Source organism: Microbacterium hatanonis (genome assembly GCF_008017415.1).
GTDB lineage: Bacteria > Actinomycetota > Actinomycetes > Actinomycetales > Microbacteriaceae > Microbacterium > Microbacterium hatanonis.
In genome coordinates, this window is sequence record NZ_VRSV01000001.1 from 936,372 (window position 1) to 949,463 (window position 13,092).

Annotated in this window: 11 protein-coding genes; 10 read left to right on the forward strand and 1 reads right to left on the reverse strand. The window is 70.2% G+C overall.

Going from position 1 to position 13,092, the window contains the following annotated elements; all coding sequences use genetic code 11:
• Nucleotide 1: 1 nt before the first annotated feature.
• The 6 genes from FVP77_RS04405 (at nucleotide 2) to FVP77_RS04430 (ending at nucleotide 8,210) form a co-directional block, all read left to right on the forward strand.
• Nucleotides 2–1,786: a peptidoglycan D,D-transpeptidase FtsI family protein gene (locus FVP77_RS04405; protein ID WP_147893417.1), complete on the forward strand. Its 1,785-nt coding sequence runs from the start codon at nucleotides 2–4 to the stop codon at nucleotides 1,784–1,786.
• Nucleotides 1,787–1,806: 20 nt separating this feature from the next.
• Nucleotides 1,807–3,219 carry a UDP-N-acetylmuramoyl-tripeptide--D-alanyl-D-alanine ligase gene (locus FVP77_RS04410; protein ID WP_147893418.1) on the forward strand — a complete coding sequence of 471 codons (1,413 nt, stop codon included), beginning with the start codon at nucleotides 1,807–1,809 and terminating at the stop codon, nucleotides 3,217–3,219.
• 64 nt (nucleotides 3,220–3,283) lie between these two features.
• The gene (mraY, locus tag FVP77_RS04415; RefSeq protein WP_147893419.1) at nucleotides 3,284–4,387 is read left to right on the forward strand and encodes a phospho-N-acetylmuramoyl-pentapeptide-transferase; all 1,104 of its coding nucleotides are present in this window, start codon (nucleotides 3,284–3,286) and stop codon (nucleotides 4,385–4,387) included.
• A complete protein-coding gene (gene murD / locus FVP77_RS04420; protein WP_147893420.1) occupies nucleotides 4,384–5,940 on the forward strand; it encodes a UDP-N-acetylmuramoyl-L-alanine--D-glutamate ligase in 1,557 nt (518 codons plus the stop codon). Before mraY ends, murD begins: the two co-directional genes overlap by 4 nt.
• Entirely contained in the window at nucleotides 5,891–7,096 is a 1,206-nt protein-coding gene (gene ftsW / locus FVP77_RS04425) for a putative lipid II flippase FtsW (protein WP_246133968.1), read from the forward strand. Before murD ends, ftsW begins: the two co-directional genes overlap by 50 nt.
• Before the next feature lie 40 nt (nucleotides 7,097–7,136).
• Complete coding sequence (locus tag FVP77_RS04430; RefSeq protein ID WP_147893421.1) at nucleotides 7,137–8,210, forward strand: UDP-N-acetylglucosamine--N-acetylmuramyl-(pentapeptide) pyrophosphoryl-undecaprenol N-acetylglucosamine transferase; 1,074 nt, start codon at nucleotides 7,137–7,139, stop codon at nucleotides 8,208–8,210.
• Nucleotides 8,211–8,216: 6 nt separating this feature from the next.
• Here FVP77_RS04430 and FVP77_RS04435 read toward each other — a convergent pair whose 3' ends face one another.
• Nucleotides 8,217–8,570: a GntR family transcriptional regulator gene (locus tag FVP77_RS04435; RefSeq protein ID WP_147893422.1), complete on the reverse strand. Its 354-nt coding sequence runs from the start codon at nucleotides 8,568–8,570 to the stop codon at nucleotides 8,217–8,219.
• A 100-nt stretch (nucleotides 8,571–8,670) separates the two neighbouring features.
• On the opposite strand from FVP77_RS04435, the gene murC reads away from it, so the two are divergent.
• The 4 genes from murC to FVP77_RS04455 all read left to right on the forward strand — a co-directional run bounded on the left by murC (nucleotide 8,671) and on the right by FVP77_RS04455 (nucleotide 13,087).
• Nucleotides 8,671–10,083, forward strand: coding sequence for a UDP-N-acetylmuramate--L-alanine ligase (murC, locus tag FVP77_RS04440; protein WP_147893423.1), 1,413 nt, complete (start codon nucleotides 8,671–8,673; stop codon nucleotides 10,081–10,083).
• Nucleotides 10,084–10,185: 102 nt separating this feature from the next.
• Nucleotides 10,186–11,028 (forward strand): FtsQ-type POTRA domain-containing protein, encoded by an 843-nt coding sequence (locus FVP77_RS04445; RefSeq protein ID WP_246133969.1) that lies wholly within the window; start codon nucleotides 10,186–10,188, stop codon nucleotides 11,026–11,028.
• Nucleotides 11,029–11,186: 158 nt separating this feature from the next.
• Complete coding sequence (ftsZ, locus tag FVP77_RS04450) at nucleotides 11,187–12,350, forward strand: cell division protein FtsZ (protein WP_147893425.1); 1,164 nt, start codon at nucleotides 11,187–11,189, stop codon at nucleotides 12,348–12,350.
• Between the two features lie 47 nt (nucleotides 12,351–12,397).
• Complete coding sequence (locus tag FVP77_RS04455) at nucleotides 12,398–13,087, forward strand: YggS family pyridoxal phosphate-dependent enzyme (RefSeq protein WP_147893426.1); 690 nt, start codon at nucleotides 12,398–12,400, stop codon at nucleotides 13,085–13,087.
• Nucleotides 13,088–13,092 lie beyond the last annotated feature (5 nt).

Below are 13,092 nucleotides of genomic sequence, written 5' to 3' on the forward strand. Positions count from 1 at the left end.
CATGACGACGCGCAGCACTCGCAGTTCACGCCGTCGCACGGTGGTCGCCCTCTCGGTCGTCCTCGCCGTGCTCATCGTCTTCGTCGTGCGACTCGTCGACATCCAGGTCGTCAACGCGCGCGAGCACATCGACGACTCGCTCGCCCTCGGGTTCGGCGCCTCGCAGACCCTCTTCGGGGCGCGGGGCGAGATCGTCGACGAGAACGGCGACACGCTCGCCGGCAGCATCCTGCTCTACGACGCCCAGCTCGACCCGATGCTCGCGCAGGACGGCATCACCCGGAAGGACGAGAACGGCACGTCGGTCAAGGTCTCCTGGCCCGACCTCGCCGCGCAGATGGCGCAGATCACCGGTCAGACGGCCGAAGAGGTCGAGAAGATCGTCACCGACGCCCTCGCCGTCAACGAGGAATCCCGCTGGGCCTACCTCAAGCAGGGCATCACCACCGAGCAGCGCCTCGCGCTCGCCGACCTCGGTGCGCCCTTCCTCACCTTCGTGACGCATCCGGCCCGCACGTACCCCGACGGCGCGGTCGGCGGCAACCTCGTCGGGTTCGTCGGTCGCGACGGCGAGGCGCTCGCCGGCCTCGAACTGGCGCAGAACGACTGCCTCTCGTCGGAGAACGGCACGCGGAAGTACCAGCGGGGCAAGGACGGCGTCATCCTGCCCGGCACCCAGGTGGACGACCCCGCCGTGGACGGGGGGACCCTCCAGCTCACGATCAACCGCGACCTGCAGTGGTACCTGACGCAGCTGATCGCCGAGCAGGCGCAGAACGTCGGAGCGAAGTCCGGAACCATCACCGTCGTCGATGCGAAGACCGGCAAGGTGCGCGCCGCCGCCGAGTGGCCGACCGTCGATCCGAACGCCTACGACGCCTCCGCCCCGGAGGACCGGTACAGCCGCATCTTCTCGGGCACGTTCGAACCCGGTTCGACGTTCAAGGCGCTCACCGCCGCGATCGCCATCGACGCGGGGGGACAGAACCCCGGTTCGACCGTCACGGCCGCCAATCGCGAGACCTTCCCCAACGGCGCGACCGTGCGCGACCCCACGGCGCACCCCACGAACAACTACACCCTGACCGGGGTTCTCATCGACTCGTCGAACGTCGGCATCTCGAAGTTCGGCGACACCGTCTCGGCGCAGACGCGATACGACTACCTGAAGAACTTCGGCATCGGCGAGAGCGAGAACTTCGGGCTCGGCCAGGGGGTCGGCGAACTCCGCACCCCCGACACGTGGGACAACCAGACCTTCTACAACACGAACTTCGGTCAGGGTCTCACCACGACCGTCCCCGAGCTCGTCGGCGCGTACCAGACCCTCGCGAACGGCGGGATGCGCATGCCGCTGTCGATCGTCGAGGGGTGCACCGCCTCGGACGGCACGGTCACCGACGTTCCGGATGCGACCGGTCAGCAGGTCGTGTCCGAGACGGCGGCGGGCGACGTCTCGCTGATGCTGGAGAACGTCGCCACCCAGGGGTCGCTCGCCAAGCAGGTGGCCGTGCCCGGGTACCGGCTCGCGGTCAAGACCGGAACCGGTGAGAAGAGCGATGGCATGGGCGGTTACAAGGCCGGGGCGTACTTCACCACGATGATCGGATTCGCCCCCGCCGAGGACCCGCAGTACGTCGTCGCCGTCACCCTCGACGAGCCCGTGACGGTAAAGTCGTCTGCGGCCAACGCGCCCGCATTCCAGAAGGCCATGACGCAGGTCCTCAAGACCTACCGCGTCATGCCGTCGGAATCGGAGACCCCCGAACTGCCCAAGTTCGGCTGACCGCCGCAGCCCGCGAACCTATGATCTCCCTCACTCTCTCTCAGCTCGCCGACGCCGTCGCGGGCGACCTCCACCTCTTCGGCGACGACACCCCCGAGACGGTCGTCGACGGCCCCGTCGACACCGATTCCCGCGCGATCGTCGCGGGCGGCGTCTTCGTCGCGAAGCCCGGCGAACAGACCGATGGCCATCGGTTCGTCGACGCCGCAGTGGCGTCGGGTGCCGCGCTCGCGATCGTCGAGCGGACGGTCGATGCGTCCGTGTCGCAGATCGTCGTCGCGGACGCGGTCGCCGCTCTCGCCGACCTCGCGAGATTCGTCGTCGCGCGTGTGCGCGAGCGGGGCGAGCTGCGGATCGTGGGGATCACCGGCTCCAACGGCAAGACGACGACGAAAAACCTCCTCGCCCGCATCCTCGAGGACGACGGCGAGACGGTCTCCCCGCGCGCCTCGTTCAACAACGAGGTCGGCGCCCCGCTGACGATGCTGCGGCTGACCGACGACACGAGGTTCCTCGTGAGCGAGTTCGGCGCCAGCGGCCCCGGCGAGATCGCGCGGCTCGCGGGTCTCGTCACCCCCGACATTGGGGTGGTCCTGATGGTCGGCATGGCACACGCGGGCGGCTTCGGCGGCATCGAGGCCACCTTCCACGCGAAGTCCGAACTCGTGCGCGCGGTGCGTACCGGCGGCCTCGCCATCCTCAACGCCGACGACCCCCGCGTCGCGGCGATGGCGCCGATCGCCGCCGAGCGGGGCATCGACGTCCGCTGGTTCGGACGGGGGGACACCGCCGAGGTGCGCGCCGTCGATGTGGAGGTCACCGCGACCGGCACCCGTGCCGAACTCGTCGTCGACGGAGCACCGCTGACCCTGCGCCTCCGCGTGCTCGGTGAGCACCACGTCATGAACGCTCTCGCCGCGCTCGCGGCGGCAACGGCGCTCGGTATCGATGCGGCGACCGCGGTCGCGAGGCTCGAGACGGTCGAGCTCGCTGAGCGGTGGCGCATGCAGCCCCTCGGCTCGGAGCGCGTGCGCATCATCAACGACGCCTATAACGCCAGTCCCGATTCGATGGCGGCCGCCCTCCGCACGCTCGCGCAGATCACGGGTCCGCAGGAGCGCACCGTGGCCGTCCTCGGCGCGATGAGCGAGCTCGGCGAGTACGCCGAGGAGGAGCACGACCGCGTCGGACTCCTCGCGGTGCGCCTCGGCATCCAGCGCATCGTCGTCATCGGCGCCGATGCGCGGCGGATGTTCCTCGAAGCCGTCGCCCAGGGTTCCTGGGACAGCGAAGCGGTGTTCTTCGCGACCGCCGACGAGGCCTACGACTACCTGGTGACCGAGCTGCGCGACGGGGACCGCGTGCTGGTGAAGTCCTCCAACTCGGCGGGGTTGCGCTTCCTCGGCGACCGTCTCGGGGAGTTCTTCGCATGACCTCGTCATCCATGAAGACCGCGGGACTCGGGTGCCTCGGCGATCGTCTGGGAGAATCGTCCTCGTGAGATCACTCCTGACCGCGGCGGCGATCTCGCTGGCATTCACCCTCTTCCTGACCCCGGCGTTCCTGCGACTGTTCCGCGCGTGGGGATGGGGACAGGTCATCCGCACCCCCGAGAACATCCACAACCCCTCGCACGGCGCGAAGCGCGGCACCCCGACCATGGGTGGCACGATCTTCATCGCCGGCACGATCGTCGGCTACCTCGTCGGATCGTTCACCGGCAACAACCCGCCGACGATCTCGGGCATCCTCGTGCTCTGGATGATGGTCGGCTTCGGAGCGGTCGGCTTCATCGACGACTACATGAAGCTGCGTCGACAGCGGAGCCTCGGTCTCGAGGGGTGGCCGAAGGTCATCGGCCAGGTGCTCGTCACCGTGCCGTTCGCGATCGTCGCGCTGAGCTTCCCCAACTCCGTGGGGCAGACCCCCGCCTCCGCGTACATCTCGGTCTTCCGTGACGTTCCCGGCCTGTGGTTCATGGCTCTCGGCCCGATCATCGGCTGGTTGCTGTACCTCGCGTGGATCTCCCTCATCGGCGTCGCCTCGTCGAACTCGGTCAACGTCACCGACGGGCTCGACGGTCTCGCCGCGGGCTCGGGCATCTTCGTCGTCGGCGCTTACAGCCTCATCGCGTTCTGGCAGGTGCAGCAGGTCTGCACCAACGTCGCCTCGGCGGTGCAGTCGGCCTGCTACGGAACGCGTGACCCGTTCGACCTCGCGATCATCTCCGCGTCGTTCGTCGGCGCTCTCGTCGGATTCCTCTGGTGGAACGCGCCCAAGGCGAAGGTCTTCATGGGCGACGTCGGCTCGATGGCGATCGGCGGCGTCGTCGCCGCCATGGCGATCCTGACCCGCACCGAACTCCTCCTCGTGCTCGTCGCCGGCGTCTACGTGATCGCCTCCGGGTCGGTCATCCTCCAGCGTCTCTACTTCAAGCTCACCCGAGGCAAGCGGTTGTTCCTGATGAGCCCGCTGCATCACCACCTCGAGATGCGCGGGTGGTCGGAGATCACGATCGTCGTGCGCATGTGGATCATCGCGGGGCTCCTCGCCGTATCGGGCGTCGGCTTCTTCTACGTCGAATGGCTCACGCGCGCATGAGTTCGGCCAGACTCGATCCGCTCACCAGCTGGCACGCAGACTGGCGCGGGCTGCGCGTCGCCGTGCTGGGCCTGTCTGTCACGGGATTCTCCGTCGCCGACACCCTCGCCGAACTCGGCGCCGACGTCCTCGTCGTCACCGAGTCGGCCGACGGCGAATACGCACGCCTGCTCCCCGTGATCGGCGCGCACCTCCACGTCGGCCCCCTCGACACGGTTCCCTCCGAGCTCGTCGACTTCGCACCGGAGGTGGTCATCGCCTCGCCCGGGTTCTCGCCGCAGCATCCGCTCGTCCTCTGGGCCCAGGAGTCGGGCGTCGCGCTGTGGGGCGACGTCGAGCTCGCCTGGCGCGTGCGCGACAAGGTCGTGCGCGCGGACGGCGCACCGGCGGACTGGGTGCTCGTCACCGGGACGAACGGCAAGACCACGACCACGCGGCTCGCCGCGACCATGATGGTGCACGGCGGCCTCCGCGCCGCCCCCTGCGGCAACATCGGCGTACCGGTGCTCGACGCGGTGCGCGATCCGGCGGGCTTCGACGTCCTCGTCGTCGAGCTCTCCAGCCACCAGCTCTGGTACCTCGGTCTGCAGTCGGGACCGGAGCCGCTCTCACCGCACGCCGCGGTCTGCCTGAACCTCGCCGACGACCACCTCGAGTGGCACGGGTCGTTCCAGGCGTATCGCGACGCGAAAGCCGTCGTATACGCGAACACTCGTGTCGCGTGCGTCTACAACAAGGCGGATGCGGCGACCCGCGCGATGGTCGAAGACGCCGAGGTGGTGGAAGGAGCCCGCGCGATCGGATTCGATCTGGGCGTGCCCGGACCGAGCGATCTCGGGCTGGTCGACGGCATCCTCGTCGACCGCGCCTTCCTCGAGGAGCGCAGCACGTCGGCGCTCGAGCTGACCACGGTCGCCGATCTCGCCGCGCGCGGCCTCGCCGCCCCTCACGTCGTCGCGAACATCCTGGCGGCGGCGGCGCTCGCGCGTTCGCTGGGAGTGGAGCCGCCGGCGATCCGCGAGGCGCTGGACGAGTTCGCTCTCGATCCGCACCGCATCCAGGTCGTGGCCGTGTCGGGCGGCATCACGTGGGTCGACGATTCCAAGGCCACCAACCCGCACGCGGCGGCATCATCGCTCGCGGCATATCCCGGCGCCGTGTGGGTCGTGGGTGGCCTGCTCAAGGGCGTCGACATCGGCGGGCTGATCGCTTCCCGAGGGTCGATCGCGAAGGCGGCGATCGTCATCGGCGTCGACCGCGGCGAGATCGTCGCGGCGTTCGCGCGACACGCCCCCGGGGTGCCGCTGTTCGAGGTCGACCACGCCGAGACTGAAGACGTCATGGCACGGGTCGTCGAACTGGCGGCGGGCGTCGCCGCGGACGGAGACGTGGTTCTCCTCGCCCCCGCGTCGGCATCGTTCGATCAATTCGACTCCTACGCAGACCGCGGCCGGCGCTTCGCCCGGGCCGTGACCGACCGGATCGACAACGGGAAGGCACCGCGTGACAGCGATCATCCCGCCGAAGACGCCCCCGAGCAGTCCGGCCCCTGATCCGTCCGGCCGGCGCGGGCTCTCCGCGCGGGTCTCGCTGGGCAAGGTGTTCGCGCCCGTCCCGAGCGAGTTCCTCCTCATCGCCTCCACGGCGCTGCTGCTCACCGGCTTCGGGCTGGTCATGGTGCTGTCGGCCACCTCCGCCCTGAACGGCGGAACCGACCCCTACGAGCACGTGATCAAGCAGGGCATCTTCGCGCTGCTGGGCGTCCCGCTCATGTTCGTCGCGAGCCGCATGCCGGTGAGCTTCTGGCGCAAGATCGCGTGGGTCGCGCTGATCGGGGCGACCGCTTTCCAGCTCCTGGTGTTCGTGCCGGGGCTCGGCGTCGAGTCGTACGGAAACCGCAACTGGGTGGTCATCGCCGGCTTCCAGTTCCAGCCCGCGGAATTCCTGAAGATCGCCCTCGCGCTGTGGATGGGCGCCGTGCTCTACCGAAAGCGCACGCTGCTCACGTCGTGGAGCCACGTCTTCATCCCCGTCGTGCCGGTGGGCATCATGGTCGTCGCGACCGTGCTGGCGGGCAAGGACCTCGGTACCGCGATGATCCTCGTGCTGGTCATCCTCGCCGCGTTGTTCTTCTCCGGGGTCAAGCTCAGGATCTTCATCCTCCCGGCGATCGTCGCGCTCGGCGCGGTCGCGTTCTTCGCCGTCAGCAGTCCCAACCGCATGGCGCGCATCATGAGCTTCCTCAACGCCGGCACGCTCGACTGCTACTACGACGACTGCTATCAGGCGCTCCACGGCGTCTGGGGTCTCGCCGGCGGGGGAGTGTTCGGGCTGGGTCTGGGCAACTCCCGCGAGAAATACGACTGGCTGCCGGCCGCGGCGAACGACTACATCTTCGCCATCGTGGGCGAAGAGCTCGGGCTCATCGGCTGCGCGGTCATCCTCGCGTTGTTCGCGCTGTTCGCCGTGGGCGCCTTCCACATCATCCGCAAGACCGACGACTCGTTCGTGCGCATCGTGGCGGGCGCGATCACGATCTGGATCGTCGGTCAGGCCCTCATCAACATCGGCGTCGTGCTGCGTGTGCTCCCGGTGCTCGGAGTGCCGCTGCCCTTCATGTCGCAGGGAGGCACCTCGCTGCTCTCGGTGCTCCTCGCGTGCGGTGTGCTGCTGTCGTTCGCGCGGTCGCTCCCGGTGCAGGCCCGCTGACGCAACCGTCGGCATCGGCCGCGCCGGTTAGGGTCGATAGGTGACGACGTACCTTCTCGCCGGCGGTGGCACCGCCGGCCACGTGAACCCGCTTCTCGCCGTCGCCGACGGGCTCCGCGCCCGTGATCCCGAGGCGACCGTGCTGGTGCTCGGCACGAAGGAGGGACTCGAGGCGCGCCTCGTCCCGCAACGCGGCTACGAGCTGCTGGTCGTCGACAAGGTCCCCTTTCCGAGAAGGGTGGATGCTGCGGCCGCGGCGTTCCCGAATCGGTTCCGGCGGGCGATCGCCCAGGTGCGGCGGCACATCCTCGACCACGACGTCGATGTCGTCGTCGGCTTCGGCGGCTACGCCTCGGCGCCGGCCTACGTCGCGGCTCGCCGTGCGGGTATCCCATTCGTCGTGCACGAGGCCAACGCGAAGCCGGGTCTTGCGAACGTGCTCGGCGCCCGCGCGGCCGCCGAGGTGGGCGTCGCATTCGAGGGGACGCCGCTGCGCCGATCCACGGTCGTCGGCATGCCGTTGCGCCGCGAGATCGTCGACCTCGACCGCGCTGCCCTGCGCGAGGAGGCCGCCGCTCACTTCGGGCTCGATCCCGAGCGGCCGACGCTGCTGGTCTTCGGGGGCTCGCTCGGCGCCCTGCGCCTGAACGAGGCGTTCGGGGGCTCCTGGCGCGACGTGCTCGACGCCGGGTGGCAGCTCGTGCACGTGACGGGCGAACGGTCTGAGCTGCCTGATCCGGGTGCCGACGGCTATACGCTGCGTCGCTACGTCGACCGGATGGACCTGGCGTTCGCGATCGCCGATCTGATCGTCTCGCGCTCGGGCGCGGCGACGGTCAGCGAGATCAGCGCGCTGGGCATCCCCGCGGTCTACGTGCCGTACGCGGTCGGCAACGGCGAGCAGAGCCTGAACGCCGCGTCCGCCGTGCGCGCCGGCGCCGCTTTCGTCATCCCCGACGGCGAGTTCACGCCCGAGCGCGTGCGTGCCGAGGTCGTACCGCTCCTGGCCGACAGCGCCCGCATCGCCGCGATGCGCGACGCCGCCGCATCGGTCGGCACGCGCACCGGAACCGAGAACGTCATCGCCCTCATCGACCGCGCGCTCGCGCGCTGACGAGCGTCACGCCCTCAGCGCTGCGGCCGCCAGTGAGAGGGCGTCGGTCGTGTCGATCCGCAGCGCGCGCATCTGCTCGGCGAACACGGCCGCGGCGCGCTGCGCCTGTTCGCGGGCCGGGTCGTCCGAGAACGAGACGAAGGTGCCGTTGCGCCCTCGGGTCTCGATGATGCCGGATGCCTCGAGCTCGCGGTACGCGCGGGCGACCGTGCCGGGTGCGACCCCGAGGTCTTCCGCGAGGCGACGCACGGTCGGCAGCCTGTGCCCCGCGGCGAGGTCGCCCGTCGACACGGCCGCCACGACGCCGGCGCGCAGCTGCTCGAACGGAGGGACGGAGGAATCGGGGTCGATGTCGATCACGCCTTCGATTGTGCGGCGTCCTCGCCCGATGCGCGACGCGCCCACCGCCCCGCGTGCCGCAGGTCCCCTCCCAGGGGCCCCGACTTAGGATTGACGCGCCATGATCAGACCCGACCTCAGCCTGCCCATCCCCGAGAACATCGAGGCGGCCCACTTCATCGGGATCGGTGGTTCCGGCATGTCGGGTCTCGCCCGGATGTTCCTCGCCCGCGGCATCCGTGTCTCGGGCTCCGACCGTGCCGACAGCCCGGGCCTGCGCGAACTCGCCGCCCTCGGCGCCACGGTCTTCGTGGGCCACGATGCCGCGCATCTGGGCGATGCCGACACCGTCGTGCACACCGGGGCGATCTGGCCGGAGAACCCCGAGTTCGTCACGGCCAAGCAGCGCGGCCTCGCCGTGATCCACCGCTCGCAGGCGCTGCACTGGCTGATCGGTCGGCGCAGGCTCGTCTCCGTCGCCGGTGCCCACGGCAAGACCACGTCGACGGGGATGCTCGTCACCGCGCTCCGGTCGCTCGACGCCGATCCGACGTTCGTGAACGGCGGCGTCATCGCCGACCTCGGGGTCTCGAGCGGCACGGGTTCCGACGAGCTCTTCGTCATCGAGGCCGACGAGTCCGACGGAACGTTCGAGCTGTACGACACCTCGATCGCGCTGATCACGAACGTCGACCCCGACCACCTCGACCACTACGGCTCCGACGACGCGTTCTATGCGGCTTTCGCCCGGTTCGCCGATGGTGCGAGCGAGGGCGTCGTGATCTCGGCCGACGACACCGGTGCGCGGCGCGTGCGCGAGGCGATGCAGCATCCGCGCGTCCTGACCTTCGGGCAATCGGATGCGGCCGACCTGCGTGTCGCCGACATCCGCACCGTCGGCCCGGTCCGCTTCACCGTGACGTACGAGGGTCGCACGGTCGAGGCGTCCCTGCGCGTACCGGGTGCGCACAACGCCATCAACGCCGCCGGCGCGGTCGGAGTGCTCCTGCAGCTCGGCTTCGAGCTCGAGGCCGCCGTCCGGGCGGTCGAGGGGTTCGGCGGCACCGCGCGCCGGTTCGAGCTGCACGGCGTCGAGCGCGGGGTGAGCGTCTACGACGACTACGCCCACCACCCGACCGAAGTGGCCGCCGCGCTGTCGGCGGCGCGCACGGTCGTCGGCGAAGGGCGCATCATCGCGCTCCACCAGCCGCACACCTACTCGCGGACGGCGGCGATGTACCGCGAATTCGCGAGGGTGCTCGAGTCGCACGCCGACCACACCGTCGTGCTCGACGTCTACGGGGCGCGCGAAGACCCGATCCCCGGGGTGACCGGAGAGCTCGTCAGCGACGCGTTCGCCGATCCGTCGCACGTGCATTTCGTCGCCGACTGGCAGGACGCCGCCGACTACGCCGCCGCGACGGCGCGCCCCGGCGACTACATCGTGACGCTGGGCTGCGGCAACGTGAACCTCATCATTCCGCAGGTGGTGGAGGCGCTCAGCCGGATCGAGCCCGCCGACGGCGAGAGCTGACCCCGGGTGCGCCGGCCGACCCCGCTGCCCCCGCCGCCCGAGCCGCGCCCGCCCGCGCCGCCGGAGCCCTCGGTCGTCGACCCCGCCGGCGACACTGCGCCGGTGCTCCCGTTCGAGACCGATCGACGACGCCCCGCACCGATCGGGACAGCGTCTCCCGCGCCCGCGGAGGAGGCCGCCGACCTGGGCTTCCGCGACGTGTGGCGCGCCGCGCGCGCTCGGCGTCGCGCACTGCGCGCGGAGGTGCGGCGGTTCACCGTGCGCCAGCGCCGTCGACGGATGGTCTGGCTGGGGGTGCTCGGGGCGTTCGTGGTGCTGGTCGCCGGCAGTTTCGGCGTCGCGTACAGCCCCCTGTTCGCCGTGCAGCGGATCGAGGTCATCGGCACCACGCAGCTCGACCCGACAGCCGTCGCCGCCGCCCTCGACGATCAGATCGGCACGCCGCTTCCGCTCATCGACGACAGCGAGATCAAGGCCGCCCTCGTGACGTTCCCGCTCGTGGAGTCGTACAGCCTCGAGGCGCGCCCGCCGAACGACCTCGTCGTCCGCATCGTCGAGCGTCAGCCCGTGGGGGTGGTGCAGTCCAGCGCGGGCTTCACGGTCGTCGACGCGGCCGGCATCGCGCTCTCGACGAGCCCCGATGCGCCCGCGGGGCTCCCGACGTTCGACATCACCGGCGGCACGGGGTCGGACGCCTTCCGCGCGGCCGGGCAGGTGATCCGCACCCTCCCGGAGAGCATCCGCGCGCAGGTGACGGCCGTGACCGCCGCCACACCCGACGACGTCGCCTTCACGCTGGGAGCGACGAACACCCAGGTCGTCTGGGGGAGCGCGGAGCGGTCGGCGTACAAGGCGGTGGTGCTCGCGTCGGCGATGGTCAACCGCCCGCCCGACGGTGTGCGCAGCTACGACGTCTCGACGCCCGAGGCCGTCGTCGTCAGCTGATCGGTCCGTTCCGCCGGTTTTGTCGCGACACGCCCGCCGCCTGGCGGCGCGGCGGGGGAGTGCCGCTTACCTTCGGAATCAGGAATTGCATACCGGGCAATTCTTTAACCCTTTAGCTGAGGTTGAGGGTTTCGGGGTTCGACACAACGGAGGCCGGCATGAGCCAGAACCAGAACTACCTCGCCGTGATCAAGGTCGTCGGCGTGGGCGGCGGCGGCGTCAACGCGGTCAACCGCATGATCGAGCTCGGACTGCGCGGGGTCGAGTTCATCGCGATCAACACCGACGCGCAGGCACTGCTCATGAGCGACGCCGACGTGAAGCTCGACGTGGGCCGTGAGCTCACGCGCGGACTCGGCGCCGGCGCCGACCCCGAGGTGGGTCGCCGCGCAGCCGAAGACCACGCCGAAGAGATCGAAGAGGCCCTCTCGGGCGCCGACATGGTCTTCGTCACCGCCGGCGAAGGCGGCGGCACCGGCACGGGCGGCGCGCCGGTCGTCGCCCGCATCGCGAAGTCCATCGGCGCACTGACGATCGGTGTCGTGACCAAGCCCTTCTCGTTCGAGGGGCGTCGTCGCCAGAGCCAGGCCGAGGCGGGTGTCACGAAGCTCAAGGAAGAGGTCGACACCCTCATCGTCGTCCCCAACGACCGGCTCCTCGAGATCAGCGACCGCGGCATCTCGATGATCGAGGCGTTCGCCACCGCCGACCAGGTGCTCCTCGCCGGTGTGCAGGGCATCACCGACCTCATCACGACCCCCGGTCTCATCAACCTCGACTTCGCCGACGTCAAGTCGGTCATGCAGGGGGCGGGGTCCGCCCTCATGGGCATCGGCTCGGCGCGGGGCGCCGACAGGGCGATAAAGGCGGCCGAACTCGCCGTCGAATCGCCGCTGCTCGAAGCGTCGATCGAGGGTGCGCACGGCGTGCTGCTGTCGATCCAGGGCGGGTCGAACCTCGGCATCTTCGAGATCAACGACGCCGCGCAGCTCGTCAAGGAGGCCGCTCACCCCGAGGCGAACATCATCTTCGGAACCGTCATCGACGACACCCTCGGCGACGAGGTGCGCGTCACCGTCATCGCCGCCGGCTTCGACGGGGGAGAGCCGTCGCTCCGGATCGACCCGGTCGTCGCGCAGCGCACACCGGTGCCGCCGGCGCTGCCCAGCGTGCCCGCCGCCGACGAGGCGACGCGCGAGCGCGACACCGTCGTCGAGGAGAAGAAGAAGGAGTCCGTCCCGGTCACCGCCAACGTGCCCGAGCCGGCGTACGACTCGGCCTTCGGCGACGACGACCTCGACATCCCCGACTTCCTGAAGTGACCCCGGCGTCGCGGGCGTCGAGCCCGCGGCGACCGAGAAGGAGTGACGTGGACGATCAGCTCGCCGAGCGGCTCGCCGACGTCGACGCGCGTATCGCCGATGCCGCGCGAGCGGCGAACCGCGATCCGGCGGGGATCACGCGCATCGTCGTGACGAAGTTCCACCCGGCGAGCCTCGTCGAGGCGCTGTACGCCCTCGGGGTGCGCGACGTCGGCGAGAACCGGCAGCAGGAGCTCACGTCGAAGACGGCGGAGGTCGGATCGCTCGACGGGCTCTCGTGGCATTTCATCGGCCAGGCGCAGTCGAACAAGGCGCGGGCCGTGCGCGACGCGGCCTCCGTCGTCCACTCGGTCGATCGAGGACGGATCGCCGGCGCTCTGGATGCTGCGGGCCAGCCGCAATCCGGCGTCCTCGACGTCCTCGTGCAGGTCAACCTCACCGACGATCCCGGCCGGGGCGGAGTGTCGCCCGATGGCGTCGTCGGGCTGGCGGAGCATGTCGCCGGTCTCGCCGGTCTGCGCCTCAGGGGTGTCATGGCCGTCGCCCCGCTCGACGAGGAACCCGCTCGTGCGTTCGAGCGCCTCGCCGCAGCGAGTGCGCGGGTGCGTACGGTCGTCGCCGATTCCGACTGGATCTCGGCCGGAATGACCGCAGATTTCCCCGAGGCGATCTCGATGGGTGCGACACACCTACGGATCGGCTCGGCAATAACGGGTCCGCGCCCTACTCGCGGATAGCCTCA